16 protein-coding genes are annotated in these 20,736 nt (G+C 42.9%); 10 read left to right on the top strand and 6 right to left on the bottom strand.

Features of this window, described 5'->3' with window-relative positions; translation table 11 throughout:
- Nucleotides 1-56: 56 nt before the first annotated feature.
- The 3 genes from EXT47_RS07420 to EXT47_RS07430 all read left to right on the top strand — a co-directional run bounded on the left by EXT47_RS07420 (nt 57) and on the right by EXT47_RS07430 (nt 2,250).
- Nucleotides 57-683: a LysE family translocator gene (locus EXT47_RS07420; RefSeq protein WP_039495672.1), complete on the top strand. Its 627-nt coding sequence runs from the start codon at nt 57-59 to the stop codon at nt 681-683.
- Between the two features lie 49 nt (nt 684-732).
- Nucleotides 733-1,533, top strand: coding sequence for an AraC family transcriptional regulator (locus EXT47_RS07425; protein WP_045988217.1), 801 nt, complete (start codon nt 733-735; stop codon nt 1,531-1,533).
- Nucleotides 1,534-1,626: 93 nt separating this feature from the next.
- The gene (locus tag EXT47_RS07430; protein WP_130126211.1) at nt 1,627-2,250 is read left to right on the top strand and encodes a LysE family translocator; all 624 of its coding nucleotides are present in this window, start codon (nt 1,627-1,629) and stop codon (nt 2,248-2,250) included.
- A 56-nt stretch (nt 2,251-2,306) separates the two neighbouring features.
- Here the strand turns inward: EXT47_RS07430 and metG are convergent, their stop codons facing one another.
- A complete protein-coding gene (gene metG / locus EXT47_RS07435; RefSeq protein WP_045988215.1) occupies nt 2,307-4,343 on the bottom strand; it encodes a methionine--tRNA ligase in 2,037 nt (678 codons plus the stop codon).
- Between the two features lie 202 nt (nt 4,344-4,545).
- Between metG and apbC the strand changes: the two genes are divergently transcribed.
- The 3 genes from apbC to EXT47_RS07450 all read left to right on the top strand — a co-directional run bounded on the left by apbC (nt 4,546) and on the right by EXT47_RS07450 (nt 9,324).
- Complete coding sequence (apbC, locus tag EXT47_RS07440) at nt 4,546-5,649, top strand: iron-sulfur cluster carrier protein ApbC (protein WP_130126212.1); 1,104 nt, start codon at nt 4,546-4,548, stop codon at nt 5,647-5,649.
- A gap of 2 nt (nt 5,650-5,651) precedes the next feature.
- Nucleotides 5,652-6,236, top strand: a complete 585-nt coding sequence (gene dcd, locus EXT47_RS07445; RefSeq protein ID WP_010371648.1) for a dCTP deaminase — start codon at nt 5,652-5,654, stop codon at nt 6,234-6,236.
- A 622-nt stretch (nt 6,237-6,858) separates the two neighbouring features.
- Nucleotides 6,859-9,324, top strand: a complete 2,466-nt coding sequence (locus tag EXT47_RS07450) for an EAL domain-containing protein (RefSeq protein ID WP_130126213.1) — start codon at nt 6,859-6,861, stop codon at nt 9,322-9,324.
- On the opposite strand, the gene EXT47_RS07455 is transcribed toward EXT47_RS07450, so the two are convergent.
- Together EXT47_RS07455 and EXT47_RS07460 are read right to left on the bottom strand one after the other, a co-directional pair.
- Nucleotides 9,284-10,072 (bottom strand): CLCA_X family protein, encoded by a 789-nt coding sequence (locus EXT47_RS07455; RefSeq protein ID WP_130126214.1) that lies wholly within the window; start codon nt 10,070-10,072, stop codon nt 9,284-9,286. The two genes, EXT47_RS07450 and EXT47_RS07455, sit on opposite strands and share 41 nt — an antisense overlap.
- A 9-nt stretch (nt 10,073-10,081) precedes the next feature.
- Nucleotides 10,082-10,672 (bottom strand): tRNA-uridine aminocarboxypropyltransferase, encoded by a 591-nt coding sequence (locus EXT47_RS07460; RefSeq protein ID WP_130126215.1) that lies wholly within the window; start codon nt 10,670-10,672, stop codon nt 10,082-10,084.
- Between the two features lie 119 nt (nt 10,673-10,791).
- Between EXT47_RS07460 and EXT47_RS07465 the strand changes: the two genes are divergently transcribed.
- Both EXT47_RS07465 and EXT47_RS07470 read left to right on the top strand, forming a co-directional pair.
- Nucleotides 10,792-11,136: an Hpt domain-containing protein gene (locus EXT47_RS07465; RefSeq protein WP_010604592.1), complete on the top strand. Its 345-nt coding sequence runs from the start codon at nt 10,792-10,794 to the stop codon at nt 11,134-11,136.
- 198 nt (nt 11,137-11,334) lie between these two features.
- Nucleotides 11,335-12,549 (top strand): pyridoxal phosphate-dependent aminotransferase, encoded by a 1,215-nt coding sequence (locus tag EXT47_RS07470; protein WP_069019047.1) that lies wholly within the window; start codon nt 11,335-11,337, stop codon nt 12,547-12,549.
- A 67-nt stretch (nt 12,550-12,616) separates the two neighbouring features.
- Here the strand turns inward: EXT47_RS07470 and EXT47_RS07475 are convergent, their stop codons facing one another.
- Complete coding sequence (locus EXT47_RS07475) at nt 12,617-15,787, bottom strand: efflux RND transporter permease subunit (protein WP_130126216.1); 3,171 nt, start codon at nt 15,785-15,787, stop codon at nt 12,617-12,619.
- A gap of 5 nt (nt 15,788-15,792) precedes the next feature.
- A complete protein-coding gene (locus tag EXT47_RS07480; protein WP_130126217.1) occupies nt 15,793-16,968 on the bottom strand; it encodes an efflux RND transporter periplasmic adaptor subunit in 1,176 nt (391 codons plus the stop codon).
- 236 nt (nt 16,969-17,204) lie between these two features.
- On the opposite strand from EXT47_RS07480, the gene EXT47_RS07485 reads away from it, so the two are divergent.
- Nucleotides 17,205-17,453, top strand: coding sequence for a YkgJ family cysteine cluster protein (locus EXT47_RS07485; RefSeq protein ID WP_039495686.1), 249 nt, complete (start codon nt 17,205-17,207; stop codon nt 17,451-17,453).
- Between the two features lie 261 nt (nt 17,454-17,714).
- On the opposite strand, the gene rsmF is transcribed toward EXT47_RS07485, so the two are convergent.
- On the bottom strand, nt 17,715-19,154 hold the full coding sequence (rsmF, locus tag EXT47_RS07490; protein ID WP_039495687.1) for a 16S rRNA (cytosine(1407)-C(5))-methyltransferase RsmF: 1,440 nt from the start codon (nt 19,152-19,154) through the stop codon (nt 17,715-17,717).
- 154 nt (nt 19,155-19,308) lie between these two features.
- Here rsmF and EXT47_RS07495 point away from each other — a divergent pair, with 154 nt between their 5' ends.
- Nucleotides 19,309-20,736 carry a sigma-54-dependent Fis family transcriptional regulator gene (locus tag EXT47_RS07495; protein ID WP_039495688.1) on the top strand — a complete coding sequence of 476 codons (1,428 nt, stop codon included), beginning with the start codon at nt 19,309-19,311 and terminating at the stop codon, nt 20,734-20,736.

The raw sequence follows: 20,736 nt of genomic DNA on the forward strand, positions 1-20,736 counted from the left end.
AAATATGTAGGTACTGATAACTTACAGCGAAGTGTTGTTTTAAAAGGAAAATTTTGATGGACTTGCAATCTCTCGCCGTGTTTGCGGTAGCGTGTCTCGCGATTAACCTCATCCCTGGTCCCGATGTGATCTATATTGTGTCCAACACAATGAAAGGCAAAATGTCAGCAGGGCTAAAGGCTGCGCTGGGTTTAGGCACCGGTTATTTCGTTCATACTATTGCCGCTTGTTTAGGATTATCAGCGATTATTTTGAGCTCAGCTTTCGCGTTTAGTGTGGTGAAATGGCTCGGCGCTGCTTACCTAGTTTATTTGGGTGTTCAGTCGTTATTATCAATGTGGCGTGGCGATAGCCAACTGCAGGTAAAGCAAACCGAGGTTGCAGCAGGCAACGTCTTTATGCAGGGGGTATTAGTGAGTGTTTTAAACCCTAAAGTGGCGCTGTTTTTCCTATCTTTTTTACCACAATTTGTTGACCTTTCAGCACAGTCCACCTCGCTGCAAATTTTAATGCTCGGCATGTTGTTTAGTGCCTTGGCGACAGTTTGTAACTTGATCTACGCGGTAGCCGGAAGCTGGCTATTCAATCGTCCTAATGCTAAGCGGTACTCTCGTGCACTTGAAGGTGTCTCGGGCGTATTGCTGCTGGGATTGGCTGGAAAAGTTATCGCGAGCGAGAAGTAGAGTAGTCAAGGGTGACCAAACAAGGTAAAGCAATGTAGTAGAGTTACACGTGGAAAAGTCTAAAATCTGGAAAGACAAGTCTGTTGAGGGTGTCGAGCTTTTATCAGCGCAATATACTAAGTTTGAGTTTGCCAAACATTGGCATGATGAATTGGCTATTGGCGTGATAGAAGAAGGTGCGGAAGGTATTCTCTATGGCGGGCAAAAGTTGATTGTGCCTAAACATCATGTTGTTGCTATCAACCCCTCTGAAGTGCACACCGGATTCCCGGGTGTGCCAAGTGGCTGGCGCTATCGAATGTTTTATTTTGATCTCGCATTTCTACAGCGACTTTTTGATAATATGAGTGTGCACTTAGCGCCCGTTGTTAATCGCACCATCATTGATGATAATCGTCTATTTTTAGGTTTATTGCAGCTTCATCAAGCCATGGAGCAAGCCAGTTTCACACTGACAAAAGAGTCATTGTTGCTGATGACTTTAGAAAAGGTGTTTACTCAGTATGGCTCAGTGACAAACCCTGAAAACACTGCTTTTATTGATACTCACAGCGTGTTTCGTGCAAGAGATTATCTTTTTGATAACTGGCAAGAAAATATTTCACTCGATGAGTTAGAGTGTTTAACGGACAGCACTCGGTTTCAATTAATTAAAGGTTTCAATTCTGCATTTGGCCTGACTCCACACCAATTCCTCCTGCAAATTAAAATCCAAAAGGCCAAGCTGCTGCTTGCTAAGGGCATGACGTGTGTGGACACGGCGCTAACCTGTGGCTTTTATGATCAAAGCCATTTTAGTCGCAACTTTAAGCGGGCATATGGGGTATCACCGTCTAATTACAGGTGCTGATATCTAGGCCTTTGGCTTATTTCAATTTTGTACAAGAACATGCCTTGCGATTTCTGTACTTTGTGTGCTTTCACATAAGGAGAAGTTTCAACCATGAGTTTGTTTATCATTTGGTTTAGTGCCATGTTCCCGTTAGTTTTTAGTCCAGGACCTGCAAATATCGTATTTGCTGCATCAGGTGCCAATGTCGGAGTGAGGCGATCATTAGGACTCTTGGCCGGAGTTGACGTTGTGTATATTCTAAAGTCGCTGCTGGTGGGGTATGGTCTTGGCAAAGTCGTTGAGTCTCACCCCATGGCTTTGAATATTATGCAATTAATAGGTGCAATTTACCTGATATATCTGGCAACGAAGTTTTTTGCCGCGACTAAGAACATCTCAGCAAATGATAGTAAAAAGTTAGGCTTTATAGATGGGGCGTTGCTGCAAATATTGAATAGCAAAGGATGGGTATTAGTCTTTATTATGTTTACGCTTTTTAGTGAGCAAGCAAATGATACCTTCGGCGCGTTGGGCAATTTAATTCTGGTGTTATGGCTTGCGATACTCAACATTTTGGTGCATTTGGTGTGGATTAAAGCTGGCGATTTGTTGGCACGAGTGTCGAATAACCCAAATTATAATAAATGGTTGAATCGGTTTTACGGCGGCTGTTTGTATCTGGTCGCGGCTTGGTTAATTTTCGATAATGAAATTTGGCGCGAAGGTTTGATCTGAGCAAAACTAAAGGCTTCTAAATCGAAGCCTTTATTTGTATACAAGTAATAGGATGATTACATCACTCGCATGCCAGGCTGTGAACCTTCGTCTGGGTTCAAGATGTAAATTTCTTTACCACCAGGGCCTGCAGCCAAGACCATGCCTTCTGACATACCAAAACGCATCTTGCGAGGTTTTAGGTTTGCAACCATTACTGTTAACTTGCCAATAAGATCTTCAGGTGAATAAGCAGACTTAATGCCAGCAAACACCTGGCGCGTTTCACCACCTAAATCAAGCGTAAGTTTAAGAAGTTTATCTGCACCTTCAACATGCTCTGCGTTGGCAATTTTTGCGACACGCAGATCTACTTTGGCAAAATCATCGAATTCGATTTCCGCAGCGATTGGTTCCTTGGCAAGCGGGCTATTCGGATCTGCTGCTACAGATTGACCACCTACTTTCTTTTCAAGGCTTTCTTTAGACGACTCGATCATCGCATTCACTTTATCAAGTTCAACACGCTGCATAAGTGCCTTAAACTTATTGATTTCATGATCAACAAGGGCGTTGTCAACGCTTTCCCAACTTAGCTCAGTGTTTAAGAAAGCTTCTACATTTTTCGCCATACCTGGAAGGATAGGCTTTAAATAAGTCAGTAGTACGCGGAATAGGTTAAGACCCATAGAGCACACTTGATGTGCACGCTCAAGTGTCTCTTCATTCTTTGCAAGCACCCAAGGCGCTTCGGCATCAATAAACTGGTTTGCTTTGTCAGCAAGGGTCATGATCTCACGTACTGCGCGGCTGTATTCGCGGTTTTCAAAATGTGTCGCGATTGAATCCTTTGCAGCAACAAAGCTAGTTAGTAGCGCTTCGTCCATAACAGAGCCGCTTAGCTTGCCGTCAAATTTCTTAGTAATAAAGCCCGCGCAGCGACTCGCGATGTTTACCACTTTGCCCACTAAGTCTGAGTTTACGCGTGCCGCAAAATCTTCTAGGTTGAGGTCTAAATCCGTAACGCCGCTGTTTAGTTTAGCTGCGTAGTAATAACGTAAATATTCAGGATCTAAGTGTTCAAGGTAGGTACGAGCCTTTACAAAAGTGCCTTTTGACTTAGACATCTTAGCGCCATTCACGGTGACAAAACCGTGAGCGAATACGTTATTTGGTTTACGGAAATTAGCACCATCAAGCATTGCAGGCCAGAATAGGCTGTGGAAGTAGATGATGTCTTTACCGATAAAGTGATAAAGCTCGGCATCAGAGCCTTCACCCCAAAACTCGTCAAAGTTTAGGCCTTGTTTCTCGCAAAGGTTTTTGAAGCTTGCCATGTAACCGATTGGTGCATCCAACCAAACATAGAAATATTTGCCAGGCGCGCCTGGGATTTCAAAACCAAAATAGGGGGCGTCACGGCTGATATCCCACTGCTGCAAGCCGTCTGCAAACCATTCGTCTAGCTTGTTCGCCATTTCAGATTGCAGACTACCTGAGCGTAGCCATGTTTTTAGCATGTCTTCGAATGCAGGTAAGTCAAAGAAGTAATGCTCTGAATCTTTCAAGATGGGTGTCGCACCAGACATCACTGATTTTGGCTCAATCAACTCTGTTGGGCTGTAGGTTGCACCGCAGGCATCACAGCTATCGCCATTTTGATCTTCAGACTTACAAGTCGGGCAAGTACCAGTAACAAAACGATCTGGTAGGAAAATGCCTTTCTCTGGATCAAATAACTGTGAAATCGTGCGCTTTTTGATATAGCCTTTTTCGTCTAAACGAGTGTAGATAAGCTCGCTTAGTTCACGGTTTTCGTCACTGTGTGTGCTGTGATAGTTATCAAACTCGATATTGAAGTCTGCAAAGTCACGCTGACGCTCAATACTCACCTGCTTAACCATTTCTTCAGGCGTGATACCTTGCTTCTGTGCATTTAGCATGATTGGCGTGCCGTGCGCATCGTCCGCACATACATAATAGGCTTCATGGCCTTGTAGCTTTTGGAAGCGAGCCCAAATATCGGTTTGAATATATTCCAGCAAGTGGCCTAAGTGTGTGGGGCCATTTGCGTATGGTAATGCACTGGTAATGAGAATTTTTCTCTTCGTCATAACGATTCCATGAATTTAGCGCGATCTTTCTAATTGATGGTGTTGAATTGGTTGATTATTCACCGAGTTAACACTTGAATGGACAAGTGTGCTTAGTGACTCACCTTCGTTCAGACCATGAACCGCGAATTGACTGGTTTTAATGAGTTGAATGTTACATAATTCCGTGGCTATTTTCATCACCCAGAGGAGTTTAATTTGTATGTTTGGACTGGAAAAATGGTTTGCCAAGGGAAAAAACACCAAACAGGCAATCATTGAGCTTTTAAATGGCTATCGTAGTGCCGCATTACCAGTGGGCATTGATGCAAATTGGGTGATCAAAACACAAGAGTCAAAGGCGCAAATTCAAGTACAAATTAATTTTCCATTTGCCATCCAATGCGACCGAGATGTTGCTAATTATCTACAGCAACACTTAGGCAAGCCTGTTGAGGTGACATCGAAAGTCGTCGTTGTCGGCAGACCAAAATTTAAAGCCATTAAACATATTATTCTTGTTGCCTCAGGTAAGGGCGGGGTGGGTAAGTCTACCACTGCGATTAATCTGGCGTATGCGCTACGTGCTCAAGGCGCGAAAGTCGGTGTGCTAGACGCTGATATTTATGGCCCTTCACTACCTAGCTTATTGGCTCTTGAGGATGAAAAGCCTCAGGCGAAAGATGATAAAACCCTACTACCAATTGAAAAGTCGGGCATTAAAGCCATGTCTATCGGCTTTTTGGTCCCAGCAGAGGACGCCACTGTTTGGCGAGGACCAATGGCTTCTCAAGCGCTTACTCAATTGTTAAATGAAACGGATTGGGGTGAGCTGGATTATCTGATTGTTGATATGCCACCAGGCACAGGAGATATCCAACTGACCATGACGCAAAAAGTGCCAGCCAGTGGTGCGGTGATTGTCACTACACCGCAGACCTTGGCGCTAGCAGATGCACAGAAGGGCATCGCGATGTTTGAAAAAGTGCAGCTCCCCATTTTAGGTTTGGTCGAAAACATGAGTTACTTCAATTGTGAGCAATGTGGTAGCCGCAACCATATTTTTGGTCACTCTGGCGGCACCACGTTGGCGAGTCGCTATGGTGTGCCTCTGCTCGCGGAAGTACCGCTTAACGAACAGATCAGAGCAGCAACGGAGCTGGGCGAAGATATCATTGCCACAGACCGTGAGCCTAATTCAGAAAGTAAGACTGACAATCATGGTATAGCAGATCACTATGTTGATTGTGCCCAACTGGTTGCCAGTATGTTATATTACCAATCAGACTCAACATCGGGTGTTGAGATTGTGATGACGGAAGACTAAGAATGAGATTATCGGATACCCATATTCGAGAAGCGATTGAACAACAACGCATAATCATCGAACCTACACCTAAGCCAGATATGATTTCAGGCGTTACCGTGGATTTAAGACTGGGTAACAAGTTTAGAGTGTTTCAGGACCATGCCGCGCCTTACGTTGATCTCAGTGGTCCTAAAGATCAGATCAATGCCGCGATGGAATCCATCATGAGTGACGAAATTGTGTTAGAAGATGGCCAAGCGTTTTTCTTGCACCCCGGAGAGCTGGCGCTGGCAATGACGTATGAAAAGGTAACGCTACCTGCCGACCTTGTTGGTTGGTTAGATGGCCGCTCGTCGCTGGCGAGGTTAGGTTTAATGGTTCATGTTACTGCGCATCGTATCGATCCCGGTTGGTCTGGAAACATCGTATTAGAGTTCTATAACTCAGGTAAGTTGCCTTTGGCACTTAGGCCGAATATGAAAATAGGTGCGATGAGCTTTGAAACGATGACAAGTGCTGCGCAATTCCCTTATAACGAGCGTAAAGACGCTAAATATAAGGATCAAAATAGTGCGGTTGCTTCGCGTATTAGTGACGACAGTTAATTGAATAGGTAGGCGAGAGGATTTGTGTGTAAATGGTTGGCCTATTACAAACAAATCTGACGCTTAGCTTGGGAATAACAGCGTCTAGAGAACAAGTTGTTATTCCGAGTCTAGACTAGTCCCTCAACTTACCTAAACGGCATGCCATCTTTACATTTTTGCTCCCCCATCAAATAGCCATAACGATTTAAATTCAATAATATTTTTGCATTTGCTTTGATCCAAACCATACTTATTGTAATGCGTTTTTTATGTTGTCGGCGAAAGCGTCATGCGAATGACTGCAGTAGACAAAGTGAAATAGGTGTTATACCAATTGAATTAATTCTCTAATCAATTTGAAGGGTGAAATAGCATATTAGCTTGGTTAAAAATTTCTCATTTAGATCAACTGAATAGCAAAATTTTTGCCTTGCTACTAAAGCTATTTCCCTGCTTCAAAATAGATCATTTACTTAATACAACTGGTAATAGTGCGCGAATGACGTTGCTTCCTGATTTGCAAAGAGAAGCTCATAGCCAATGTATTCGAGTTGGTGTTTTTCTTGAACGTTAACGCTTGGTTCTTTGCATAATGAATAGGCTGATAAATCACCGTCAAAGTGACTCAAGGAGAACGGGTATGTGGCTTAGCGCTGCTAGGTATGCCACGCTGGTGTTTACGATAATTGTGTGTTGCATCTTTGCGATGTGGGCTACTGCTGAAACGCAGCTGGCCGCAGAAACTGTAGAAGCAAGACCTTTAATTTCAGTAGGCTATGGTGACTTTTCTGAGGCCCAGTTTAGTGTATCGCAAGAAACGGTAATTATTCCAAAGGGCGTTGCGGTTTGGCTTCGAATCACAAGCCTCGTTCGCGATGATCTGTCAGACCAAGTGCTAACAGTCGCACGTCCATCCATGGGTAGTGTGGAGTTTTTTACCACAGACCCTATTGGAAAATTAACTCAAATCCCCGCAAGTAACAATCATACATCGTTATCTCATTTTTCACCCCATCTGGTGATTGATGCAAATAGCCATATTGAGCCGATCATTGTTAAAGTTCAATCACCCTATGTTTCCTTGTCCAGAGTGAGTATTGATCCTTATGAAGTTTATATAGAAGATACCAATGCTCATCTGTTTTTAACTGGGTTGTTTCTGGGGGTAATGTTTTTATTGAGTATTTTCATGCTCAGTACCGGTATTATTTCGAAACGCGCAAGCCTGCTTTCGGTTGGTGGTTATTTGCTGTCATTAGCCTGCCTTTACGTCACCCATAAAGGACTCGCTGATATCTTTTTCAGCTACCAAAATAGCATTCATTTTTTACATTACAGTGGCAGCTTTGTGTGTTTTGCACTCGGCTTCAGCCTTTTGTTTTTTCATCATTTCCTTACTAAAAATAGGCTTGATAGAAAGATAAAGCTAACCATCAAGACGACCGCATATATCTACTTACTAATCGGTGTCGTTGTGGCGTTTGCGAAAGTGGATTTACCGTTTGCACTTCAGTCCATAATGGTTATTGGTGCAATTGTATTAAGTACGATGATTTTGGTAAGCCAAGATAAAGACAGTCGTAAAGAAGTCTATTTTTGCTGCGCAATTTGGTCTCCTATGGTGGCGGTACTAATTGGCTTTGCTGGGAGTCAATTAATACAGCCAAGTGAGCAGATATCAATTGTAAACCATGTGTTGATCAGCCTACATTTAATGCTCTTACTACTGTTTGTGGTTTGGCATGATGCGGAAAAGCGGCGTATGTATATTCATTATGCTGAGTTTGATAAAGAGACAGCACTGCCCAATAAATTCGCCCTGTTTGGTTCGCTCGCTAAGCTTGAGGAGCAAAATAAAGCGCATACATTGTTGCTTTTTAAACCACTGATCCTGCCATCAATAAGACTGAGTTTTGGCTTAACCTTTGCAAATCAGCACATCAATAAGTTATTCAAAGAGGTCTCTGAGCAAATCAATACTTATGGTAGCGCTGCCGTTGCAAATAAAGGAAACACACCTATTTACCGCCTAGAAGACCAAGTGTTTGCCATCGTGCTTGATGGTAAAATAGAGGTCAGTCAAGTTGAGCAATATGTATGTATTTTATCAGCTGTATTCGAAGAAGGGGTTGGCTATAAAGACACGCAGATTGTCGATAGTCTAGAGGTTGGGGTTGCGAATTATCCAATGCATGCAAAATCCACAGAGAAGCTTATCCAGCGTGCGCTGCAGGCTCTTAATACTAAGTCACACAATGGTCAACGTTGGCATCTATTTGATGTTGAAAGCTCTATTTCGACTGAGCGACAATTAAAGCTCACCTCGTTTCTTAAAAGTGCGATAGAACATGAACAGTTCAGTTTATTCTTTCAGCCGCAGGTAGATCTCAGGACTGGCAGGGTATTTGGCTCGGAAGTGCTACTGCGCTGGCTTCACCCTGAACTAGGTTACATACCACCTGATGAATTTATTCCGATTGCGGAGTCTTCAGGGCAAATTTACGAGATCACCGAATGGGTGATTGAACATGCGCTTCATTATCAAGCCGAGATAACTAAGTTATTGCCTGAGCACGTTATTTCAATCAACGTATCTGGTCGTGACTTGAGTAGAAGAGAGTTGTCGGTACAGCTCATTACGCTTATCAATGAATTATCACTCGCACCTTCTCAAATAATGATAGAGATCACGGAATCTGTAACGATAGGAAAAGAAGCAGAGCTTAAAGGGGTGTTAGATGATTATCGTTCAATCGGCGTAAAAGTGGCGATTGATGATTTTGGTACTGGATATTCGTCGCTTGCATATTTGAGTAAACTTGGATTTGATGAACTTAAAATTGATAAAAGTTTTGTGATGGATATTGAGACATCTAAGAGCAACCAAACAATATGTAAAGCGACGTGTGATATGGCGCACAGTTTAGGCTCAAGGGTGGTGGCTGAAGGGGTTGAGGATATCAATAGCTACATTCGTTTGCAGGCCTATGGCTGCGACTTTGCACAGGGCTATTTTATTTCACGTCCGTTGCCGTTCACGGAGTTTAAGAGTTGGCTTGGTAAAGTCACTTATGCCGGCGATATAAAATCTTTCCTAGTTCGCTGAAGTAGTGAAAAATGGGCTCAGCGCATCGTTCTCTCTGTTTGCACTTTGGGTAAATCCCCAGTTTTTCTTGCTCTGAACCTTTAATTCCCGCGGCCAAAAATGAATTTGATATATCGCTGTGGTAGGCAATAATGGCCTCGAACATCCGAGCTGTGAGTTCCTCGGGCAGTGCGTAATAAATCTGTTTGTTTGCGCTATCAGCAATCTTGGCGGTATGAAAATACCGATTTGGTTGTTGATGTTCTTCATCTAAAAAGGTATGCGCAAAAAACGTTGCTAAAGCATTGTTCAGAGGGTGTGATACGGTTTCGGTAGAAAGTAACCAAGCTGATGATGCAAAAGACTTTTTTGGCTGAGTTATTAAATGCTGGCAAATATAGTGATCAAATGCATGCCACCATTCGTGGGCAAGTGCGCCACCACCGGCATTTTTTGCCAAGGCGAGTGTTCTTGTATTTGCTGCGTAATGCGCTTGAACACCTTGTTGACCGCCTGTGCCAAAATCAAAATTAAGTGTTCCCCGAAGGCCAATGACCTGTGGCGGTACTTGTAGTATTTGGGCTAGATCTGCGAGGGCATCATAAATTAAATTGGCGGATAAACGGGTTTCTTCGGGCGTAACCCAATGACCAATGGTCATGGTTTTAAAGCCAAAGGTCTGTTTAATTTCACTGAAATCAACTTGATCGCCGAATCGATAATCGGGTCCTCGGCGAGTGTATCCGCGCTGTAGTCTCGAGCTTGGCATTTTCTTCCTTTAATACCGAGCCTTAACATCATCAGGCATTCGCTTCATCTGTTCTTTCACCATGCCTGCTTGAAGTTTATAGAGATCCGCAGTTTCGCATTGATCTACAATCTCGAGAAATTGAGCTGCCGCTTCAAGTGTTGATAAACTGTATTCATGTTTAGATTTACGAATAGTATATTCACTCGCATTTACCGAATCGAACTGGAAACTGGGCAACTTGCTTAGCCACGGATTGAGGTTATAAAGCTTAGTGGCTTTCTTCCAAGTCCCGTCCAATAAGATGATGGCATCAAGCTTTTGAGCGTGATTATACTCTGTAGTTAAGGCCTTAGCGTGGCTGTTTGGGTAGAGCAGTGCAACATGGTTTTCGTTGCAGAAGTTAATCAACTCTTCAAAGTCAGTGGTATTTTCTCCAACATACAGCGCAAAACTGCCTAACTGCAAGGCGAGGAGCTTTGCGGTATTCTTGGCGACTTTTACTTCGCTTGGGTGTTGCATGATAATAACTTGAGTCGCATTTGGTATCACGTTACCAATATAGGAGCATACGCAAGTTTTTGTGGGAAACTGACAGACTGGACAGGTATTACGTTTCATGTTTGATGAGGTGTTTATCAATATAAGTCATATTTTATCATATCTTGCCCGCATTTACTTTGCACAAGAAACCAGATTTGGCTAGCATAAGTAATAGAATATTAAATTTAAGGAAAATTATGAGCATCGTAATAGATGAAGGTGCCCTAGAAAACATGCAAATGTTACTGGGCGAGCAATTCGAAGATACGGTTCATTTTTGTTGTTCTGAATTCGAGCGGTTAGAATCGGAGTTGATGCTGAATTTGAATCAGGATCAAGAAGCTGCCATTCGTCATGCTCACAGTTTGAAATCTAATGCTGCTCAGTTTGGGGCTGCTAGTTTGAGCGATTTAGCAAAGATGATAGAGCATGCCCTTATTCAAGGGGAGCAGGATATTGTTGATGATTCTATTGAGAAGCTGGCAGCACAAGTTGCAGGTTCAAAAGCGAAACTGCAGCAGTGGGTGAGTGCACAGTCTTAAATCCAGCATAAGCCAAAGAGCGGAAATGAGGTCGTTTATACGGCCTTTTTTATTTTCTGAAACCTAATATTGCGCTTATTTATCCCACCCTAATCACTTCATTTTGTAAGTTGCTTTTTTGAAGCATAAAAAGTTATCACAAGCATAGAATTTAGACGGCATTGTGATATATGCTTGAGCAAAATGAGGGGGTTATAGATGCTACAAATAACAAAAAGTAATAAGCTCAACGGGGTGAGTTACGATATTCGTGGTCCGGTATTGGATCAAGCAAGAAAAATGGAAGACGAGGGCATGAAAGTCCTCAAATTAAATATTGGCAATCCGGCGGCATTTGGCTTTGATATGCCAGAAGATATGCACCGAGATATCATAAAAAACTTATATTCTGCACAGGGGTATTGCGACTCCAAAGGATTGTATTCTGCCAGAGTTGCCGTGTATCAATATTATCAGCAAAAAAGTTTTCCTAATATTAGTGTCGATAACATCTTCATTGGCAATGGCGTCAGTGAATTGATCCAAATGACCGCACAAGCCTTACTCAATGATGGTGACGAAGTGTTGATCCCCGCACCGGATTATCCGCTATGGACTGCCGCTGTTAAATTATCAGGCGGTAATCCAGTGCATTATCTTTGTGATGAAGAGCAAGACTGGTTTCCAGATATCGAAGATATCAAGCGTAAAATCACGAGTCGCACAAAGGCATTGGTGCTGATCAACCCAAATAATCCGACCGGTGCTGTATATGACAAAGCATTGCTCGAAGCATTAATTAACGTTGCCAGAGAACACAAGCTATTAATACTGAGTGATGAGATCTACGAAAAGATTTTATATGACGATGCGGAGCATTTTTCAATTGCGAGTCTTTGTGATGATATCCCGGTTATTACTTTTAATGGTTTAGCGAAAACCTATCGTGCGGCCGGGATCCGCATGGGCTGGATGGTGATCAGTGGTAAGCATTCAGTGATGCGGGATTTGATCACAGGCTTAGAAATGCTTGCGTCTATGCGATTATGCGCCAATGTTCCTGCACAGTTTGCCATTCAACAAGCGCTTGGAGGTATACAATCCATCGACCAACTCATTGAACCGGGTGGGCGTTTGTATGAGCAGCGTGATATTGCGTTTAAAGGTTTAAACGATATCGAAGGGATAAGCTGTGTAAAGCCAAAGGGTGCGCTTTATGCGTTTCCAAAAGTCGACGTAAAGCGGTTTAATATTAAGAATGATGAGCGCATGGTGCTGGATTTGCTCAAAGAAGAAAAAATTCTACTTGTCCACGGACGTGCTTTTAATTGGCCCAGTGCGGATCATTTTAGATTAGTGTTTTTACCACATAAAGATGATTTACAGCCTGCAATGGATAGAGTAAAGCGCTTTTTTGCGCATTACAGTCAGTAACATCTGTATTAAAAAATAAAAAAGCTCGGAAGTTTCCGAGCTTTTTTGTGGGCTAGTAATTTGTTACTTAGTGAGTATTAGAATTTAGCTCCGGTGTCGTTTGTTGGCTATCAGCTGAGCCTTTACCTTTAAACCATTTGCGGCCAACGCGTTTAACATCTTCAAGTGCCACATATTGACAAGGGATAAGTACTAGGGTGATCACCGTGGCAAACAACACACCAAACGCAAGCGATACCGCCATTGGAATGACAATTTTAGCTTGCAGGCTGGTTTCCATAATGATTGGTACAAGTCCGATAAAGGTGGTCAACGAAGTAAGCAAGATTGCTCTAAAGCGTTTACATCCTGCCTCGACGGCCGCGGCTTTTAAATCGATACCTTCTTCGCGTGCTTTATTGACAAAATCAACCATAACCAAAGAGTCGTTCACTACAACCCCTGCCACGGCAATAATACCAAAGAACGACAAACTACTCATTGTCATTCCCAATATCATATGACCGAATACCGCGCCGACCACACCAAATGGGATCACAGACATAATGATGACAGGCTGAGAATAAGAGCGTAGTGGAATTGCCAGTAGTGCGAAGATAATCATTAATGACAGGGCAAAGTCACGAATTTGCTCAGCAACACTGTCCATTTCTTCTTGTACGCGACCCGCCACTGCACTCTGAACGCTAGGGTAGTTCTTTAATAGACTAGGAAGATATTCGTCACGAACCTGTTTTGCTATCTCAAATGGTTGTGCGATTTCTGTATCAACTGATGCCCAAACATTAATCGTGCGTTTGGCGTTTTCGCGGCGAATTCGGTTCACACCATCAACCAATTTTACATCAGCCACTTCTACCAACGGCACTTCTGCACCTTGAGGCGTTAAAATACGCACGTCCTGAATGTCACTAATGGCATCACGGTGTTCTTTAGGATAACGGATCATCACTTTGATCTCTTCACCATCACGTAAAATACGCTGTGCTTCAAGGCCGTAATAACTGAAGTTTACTTGGGATGCAACATCCGCCAACGTCAGTCCAAGGCTATACGCTAATGGTTTAAGCTCAAGCTGCACTTCATCGGTTGCTGATTGCATAGAGTCATTGATATCACCAACACCTTCAATAGTTGCTAGCTTGTCTTTTAGTTTCTGTGCGACTTCGCGGAGCTCTTCTTTGTGTTTACCTTCTAATCTAAAGCTAATGTCTCCGTCATCACGACCACCATTCATGATGCTATCTTGAATGTTCAGCGATTTAACACCAGGCAGTGCAGGCATTGCATCACGCCAGCGGGCGCTGAGTGCAAAGGTATCGATTGGGCGTGCATCTGGTTCAACCAAGATCACCATAATATTTGCGCTTGTGCGGCCATTCATATTCACCATGTAATCACGGATCATTTTCTTGCCATACTCAGCCTCAATTTCTTTGTCGACATTCAGTACCATTTGCTCAATTTTTTGAATTGACTCAAGCGTCGCGTTTTCTGACGAAGATAAGTTCATATCAATCGAGATACGTGGAAAATCATGTGGGATTTTTGGGTTAGCAACAAACTTCACTAAGCCACCAGCAAACATCCCCGCGCTGACAATTAAAATGGTTAAAAAGCCAACGATCACGGTATAGCGGTAGTGAATACAGCGCACAATGAATGGGCGGTACGTGTTTTCAATGAAAGATTGAAGGCCGCTATCCATTTTTTCCCTGAGGCGGTGGAACGGATTTTTAGGGTTGCTTGGTTTATCTTTCATCGCTGCTAAATGCGCAGGTAAAACCAGCTTAGATTCAACCAAAGAGAATAGTAAGCAAAGAATTATTACGCCACCAATTGCTTTAGAAAATGCTGCCGTTGGGCCGGTTGCTAATGTTTGCGGCAAGAAAGCAGCAACAGTAGTAAGCACACCAAAAGTGGCTGGGATAGCAACACGTTTTACGCCACGAACGACATTATCTAGGCTATGACCATGTTTTTCTATTTCAGCATGGGCGGATTCACCGACGACTATCGCGTCATCAACGACAATCCCCAACACCAAAATAAAGGCAAACAGTGAGGCTAAGTTAATCGTTACGTCTAAATAGCCCATTGGCATCATTAAAAATGCACCTAAGAAGCTAACTGGCAACCCCATCATTACCCAAAATGCTAAACGCACACGTAAAAATAGAGCAAGCATTAGCATAACTAATACCCCACCTAACGCCATATTTTCTAGCATCATGTTAAGGCGGCCATTGAGGTAATAGGTCAAGTCAATAAAAGGTTCAAGTTCTACGCCTTGTGGCAGTGAGCCTTTCTTTGCCTCAAGATAGTTCTTAATGATATCAGCAACTTTGGTGATGTCTTGGTCTTTTGACGCGCTAACTTCATACACCAGTGAGTTCTTACCATTGTATTTAGAGTATTGCAGTCCTTCTTCAAAGCCATCGTTAATGGTGGCGACATCGCCTAAGCTAACCTGTGCGCCGTCTGGTAGTGTTAGTAAGGGGAGTTTTCTAAACTCGTCACCGCGATAGGCTTGGTTTTCAACTCGCATTGAAATATAGCCATTTTCGGAGCGAATTTGGCCAGCAGACATGTTCGCTGAGAAGCTCTTTACTGCATCCGAAATTGCTCTAAAACTTAGGCCGTATTCGCGCATTTTATCAGGGCTTATCTCAATAGAGATTTCGTAGTTCAGGCCACCATCAAAGCGTACAAGGTTAACGCCAGGTAACGACAGCATTTCTTCATGAATGCGATTACCAAGCTCTTTAAGATCATGGGGACTCAAGTCGCCATTGAGCGACAACCACATCACTTCTTGGGTTGCCTTGTCGTGACGTACAATAGGGCGTTCCATTCCTGATGGGAAAGTTGAGACGGAGTCTACTTGCATCTTGACTTCGTCGAGTACCTCTTTGGTGTTGTACTGCTCGTCTACTTCTATCCAAGTTTGCGAGTAACCGCGATTAGAGTAGGTGATCAAGCGTTTGATCCCTTCGAGACCTTCCATGGATTCCTCGATCTTAATCGTGATCCCTTCCTCGACCTCTTGAGGTGCCGCGCCCGGATACACAGCTTGAACACTTATCCAGTTACTATCGTATTGTGGAAACATTTGCTTGCGGATCGAAAACGCTGTAAGCAATCCGCCCACAATAATAAATATCATCAATAAGTTTGCTGCGACTGGGTTACGTGCAAACCAAGCAATTAAGCCTTTTTCTGTGCTTTGACTCTGCATAAACCTTACTCCTCTTTGAGCGCCAATTGGGTGTTAGCACTTTGCGAAGGAGTATCGTCTGTACGTAGTTGCATCCCTTCAGAAGGGTAGTCCAGTGCTGAAGTAATGAGCTGTTGGCCTGACTCAACGCCGTTATCAACGACGACCATGCCATTGTACTCTCTAATAATATTGACCTTTTTGTAGCTCAGCTTGTTATCATCATCCAATGTTGCAACACGACCTTCTTTCACTAAGTGATGAGGAAGCATAGTGGCATTTTGCACTAACAAACCTTGAATATCAGCATTGATATAAGCGCCAAAACGTAGTGGTTTTGCGTTGTTGTAATAAGGCTGTTCGACTTGAGCAACAAGGTAGGTCATGCGACTTTTGTTATCGATAACACCTTCACTGCGGACGATCTCGCCTTTCCAACTCATCGGTTGACCAGCGACTTCTGCTGTGATCACGACATCGGTGCCAACACCTTGTTGCGGTAAGTATTTCAATTCATTATCGGCAACAGGGAGGCGTACTTCCGCAACAGATGTCGCATTGAGTTTACCAAAGCCATTACCGGGATTGACTACACTACCAAGGCTTACCGTACGAGACTCTATAATCGCATCGTAGGGCGCTTTGATGTAAGTACGCTCCAAATTTCGGTTCGCTCTTTTCACTGCAGCCTGCGCCGCTTTAAAGCTTGCTAACTTTTCAGCGAGCTGAGGTTTTCTTAAATAGAGCTCGGAAGGTATTTTTTCGTTAGCGTTTGCTTTAATCCTTTGCCATTCTGCTTTTGCTACTTGCACCTGAGCTTGTTCTATTTCTAGCGCTGAGCTGGCTTGTGCTAAAGCCGCTTCAGCTTCAATCAGCGACGCTTCATAGTCATTCGGGTCGATGCGAGCAAGCACGTCGCCTTCTTTGACAAAGCCACCTTTGACAAACTTGTCAGACAATGAAATAACTTGACCACTGACCTGAGCAACAAGCTCAGTACTGTATTTTGGCATCACGATACCGTATGACGATACGTTAAGCTTAACTTGGTCAATATGAATAGGTTGAACCTGTACGAGAGGATGTACTATTTCTTCTTTCTTCTCTTCTGGAGGTTGTTTCATTGCAGACATGGCAACAGCCGCTGCAATTCCCACCGCAAGAACGGCAATTGGTAGAATTATTTGTTTTTTACTAGCCACGTTAAAATCCTTCCTGTTGAATGATTTTTAATGACCCAGATTAACGGCTCTAGATCATCGATAAGCTTAAGAATACGCGAATAATTATGTCGAGGTGTTTAAATCCAGACTGAATATGTAACAAAGCTTTGCGTACCTAAATTTATCGTTACATTCTTAAAAGCGATTGATGCTTTTACGTGTAGTCGATTTTTCGATAAAATGCACCACTTATTGTCAAAATTGCGAGAAACAGAATGGATTGTAGGCTTGGTTGTGGCGCTTGTTGTATAGCACCAAGTATTTCAACACCCATTCCCGGTATGCCAAATGGTAAAGCTGCGGGGGAGCGGTGTATTCAACTAGATGAAAATAATCTGTGTAAACTGTTTAACCAGCCAGAGCGCCCACAAGTGTGTTTGCAATTTAAGGCCATGGAAGATGTGTGCGGTGACAGTAATGAAGCAGCGATGCAGATCATCACAGAACTCGAAATGTTGACCTAATTAGCCTCTGGTTAACTGATAAAAAAACGCCCAGAAACTTACCTGCTAAGTTCTGGGCCTAGGGAAAGGCTCAAGATTGAGCCGTGCGCTAACTAAAAACACCTTCTAAGACTGTAGGGAGAAGTAGAAAGTACTGTTAAGTTTAGTTAACCTTTCATTCTTTTTACAAATAAATGAATGATTTATTAAGTTTATATAAAACAAAGAGTTGTTCTTTATATTCATAATTGGTCTTAAAAATATCAAAAGGGTATATTCAGGTTATACCCAAGTTATCAACAGGCCGTCTTTAATTAAATCCCGAGGCAAACTGTTTTTAACTTTATTCTTTTGCCATTTTCCTAACCCGATGGCACTGCCACATAGTGTGAGGATCACCTCTCCCGTTAGTTTGGTAACTTCATCTAGGCGTATATCCTTGCCATTAAAGTAATCTTTTGCTTGCTCTTTTGTTAGTGCTAAAGTGTTTTTAGACGCTAAGTGACCGAAAGTAGTGGCAAACTCATGCTCTAATCTTACCCCGTTTTTATGGGTAGTACCGATTAAAATCCCTATACGAGAATATTTGATCTTATCTTGGATTGCTTCAAAGTTGTCAGGAAATAGCCACACCTCTTTATCGCGCTGCATCAACTTACCGTCAAGTTGGGCAATACCAAACTGTTTTTTTAGGGCGGATAACAATAGTTGAGTGGTTTTCTTGTCTAGTTCTTCAAAAGGGAAAGCCCCTTTTTTCTGTTTTGGGTTTTTAACGGCAACAGAGTGTAACTTCTTAAATCGAGCAATGAAAAACCCTTCGCTATCATATAGCTGAGGCCACACATGCAAGTATCCTTCGGACGTTGTTGCTTTTTCAGCACCTTCAAATAAGGTCGACAGGTTTTCGACTGCTACTGCTTGAGGATAATTATCAATGAGGTGTTGGCATACTTGCTGATTTTCCAACGGTGTTAATGTGCAAGTTGAATACACTAAGGTACCACCTGGCTTTAAGGCTTGAAATGCGCTGTCTATCAGTTGCTTCTGCACTTGTGCAATTTCAACATTAGACTCAATTGACCAGTTTTTAAGGGCGTTTGGGTCCTTTCTAACAGTGCCTTCTCCAGAGCATGGCGCATCAAGCAAGATGTTATCAAAACATTCATGCATATAATCGCCAAAGATACAGCCGTCAAAGTGAGACAACGCAACATTCCGTATGCCCATACGTTTCATATTTGCTGCAAGCGCTTTGAGTCGAGATGACGATAGCTCATTAGCGATTAGTACGCCGCGTCCATCCATATAAGCTGCGAGTTGCGAAGTTTTCGAACCCGGTGCTGACGCCATATCCAAATTAATATCATCACTGCAGATAGTCGATTTCAGTGCTGTTGGCGGCAACATAGAACTTGCTTCTTGGACATAGATGCAGCCACTTAAATGGATATCTGTGTTGCCGATAGCAAGATTAGTTTCTTCTTGTTCACTTCTTGATATCCAAAACCCTTCCTCACACCAAGGGATCGGCTCTGCCTGCCAATCACTTTTTTCGCAGTAGGTTAAAAATTCCGTGATGGACATTTTTAGGGTATTGACTCTGACTGCTCGGCGTAAAGGAGACTGGCACTTATCTATAAAGTCTTCGATGCTAAGGTGATCTGGTAAGTAGGTTTTTATGTCGTCCAGAAACGCGCTGGGAATATAAGTTGATTTGTCCACGCAGTTACTCAAGTTATAAGCTTTCTCTCATTTTACACTTTCATGGGTGAAAAATGCATGTTTGTTGTGACGATGCTGATTATTAAGCAAAACTCATGGCTGACAATAAAAAGCTATGGTTATATAATGCTCGCGAAATATCGCGAGGATTGCTATGTCTATTATCAAACACTTTTTGGCGGACCCTAAATTATTATTGAATGCGGTTGGAGAGGGGATCTATGGTTTTGACCTTTCTGGTAACGCTGTTTTTGTAAACCCGGCCGCAGAGCGTATGACTGGGTGGCAAAGTGATGAGCTTTTGGGGAAAAAAATACATCAGTACCATCATCATAGTCATGCAGATGGGAGTGATTATCCAGCCGATGAATGTAACATCTACAAAACAATGTTTGATGGTAAAACACGACAGGTAACCAATGAGGTGTTCTGGCGTAAAGATGGAAGTTGCTTTCCCGTAGAATATACCTCAACCCCAATCTTTAAAGATCAGCAAATTATCGGTGCAGTCGCGATATTTCGCGATGTATCGCAACAGCACAAAACTGAAAATGCCCTAAGAGAGGCGCTAAATAAAGTTCAAGTACTTACTGAGCAACTTAAAGATGAAAATGCCTACCTTCTAGAAACATTAAATGAAAATTGGCAAGACTCGGGTTTGGTGGGCAGTAGCGCAATATTTCAGGCTATGTTGGCGCAGCTAGAGCTGGTTAGTCAGACCGACAGTACGGTATTGGTTTTAGGGGAAAATGGCACGGGTAAAGAGCTTGTTGCCAGAAATCTGCACCGCCTTAGTGAGCGTTCATCGCAACCTTTCGTTAAAGTAAATTGCGCTGCTTTTTCACCAACCTTGATTGAATCTGAATTGTTTGGACATGAAAAAGGTGCATTCACTGGAGCGAATGAAAAACGTAAAGGACGTTTTGAGTTGGCGGATAAAGGGACAATATTTTTAGATGAAATTGGTGAGTTACCGCTAGAAGCGCAAAGCAAGTTATTACGTGTATTACAAGAGCGAGAGTTTGAGCGTGTAGGGGGAAGTAAGTCGATTCAAGTAGATATACGGATAGTCGCGGCGACCAACAGAGATTTATGGAAAATGGTCGAAGAAGGAGGGTTTAGAATGGATTTATATTATCGTTTAAACGTTTTTCCTATTCGAGTGCCTGCACTGCGAGAGCGTATAGAGGATATACCAGTATTGGCCAACAACCTCATCGTGCAGCTCAACAAAAAGCTGGGTAAGCAACTACGCGGGATCTCAAAAAAGGCTATTCATGCGTTACAGCGTTATGATTGGCCAGGCAATATTCGAGAACTCCAAAACGTGTTGGAGCGCGAAGCGATATTATCTAAAGGTCGTTTACTTGATTTATCTCAAGCACTTAACGCTACTGAACAGCATAAATCTGAAGATGGTGAGCTGACTTTAGCGCAAGCGGAAGCTGAGCACATATTAAGAGTGCTAGAAATAAGTAACTGGAAGATCGCTGGCAGCAACGGGGCGGCTGATAAGTTAGGGCTACCCGAAAGTACGCTAAGGTCGAAAATGAAAAAACTAAAAATTGCTAAACTTTCGTGA

This window comes from Pseudoalteromonas sp. CO342X (assembly GCF_004208915.1).
Lineage (GTDB): Bacteria > Pseudomonadota > Gammaproteobacteria > Enterobacterales > Alteromonadaceae > Pseudoalteromonas > Pseudoalteromonas maricaloris.

Coding starts and splice junctions, on each gene's coding strand:
- EXT47_RS07420 (WP_039495672.1), top strand. CDS start 57: ATGGACTTGCAATCTCTCGCCGTGTTTGCGGTAGCGTGTCTCGCGATT.
- EXT47_RS07430 (WP_130126211.1), top strand. CDS start 1,627: ATGAGTTTGTTTATCATTTGGTTTAGTGCCATGTTCCCGTTAGTTTTT.
- metG (WP_045988215.1), bottom strand. CDS start 4,343: ATGACGAAGAGAAAAATTCTCATTACCAGTGCATTACCATACGCAAAT.
- apbC (WP_130126212.1), top strand. CDS start 4,546: ATGTTTGGACTGGAAAAATGGTTTGCCAAGGGAAAAAACACCAAACAG.
- dcd (WP_010371648.1), top strand. CDS start 5,652: ATGAGATTATCGGATACCCATATTCGAGAAGCGATTGAACAACAACGC.
- EXT47_RS07450 (WP_130126213.1), top strand. CDS start 6,859: ATGTGGCTTAGCGCTGCTAGGTATGCCACGCTGGTGTTTACGATAATT.
- EXT47_RS07455 (WP_130126214.1), bottom strand. CDS start 10,072: ATGCCAAGCTCGAGACTACAGCGCGGATACACTCGCCGAGGACCCGAT.
- EXT47_RS07460 (WP_130126215.1), bottom strand. CDS start 10,672: ATGAAACGTAATACCTGTCCAGTCTGTCAGTTTCCCACAAAAACTTGC.
- EXT47_RS07465 (WP_010604592.1), top strand. CDS start 10,792: ATGAGCATCGTAATAGATGAAGGTGCCCTAGAAAACATGCAAATGTTA.
- EXT47_RS07470 (WP_069019047.1), top strand. CDS start 11,335: ATGCTACAAATAACAAAAAGTAATAAGCTCAACGGGGTGAGTTACGAT.
- EXT47_RS07475 (WP_130126216.1), bottom strand. CDS start 15,787: ATGCAGAGTCAAAGCACAGAAAAAGGCTTAATTGCTTGGTTTGCACGT.
- EXT47_RS07485 (WP_039495686.1), top strand. CDS start 17,205: ATGGATTGTAGGCTTGGTTGTGGCGCTTGTTGTATAGCACCAAGTATT.
- EXT47_RS07495 (WP_039495688.1), top strand. CDS start 19,309: ATGTCTATTATCAAACACTTTTTGGCGGACCCTAAATTATTATTGAAT.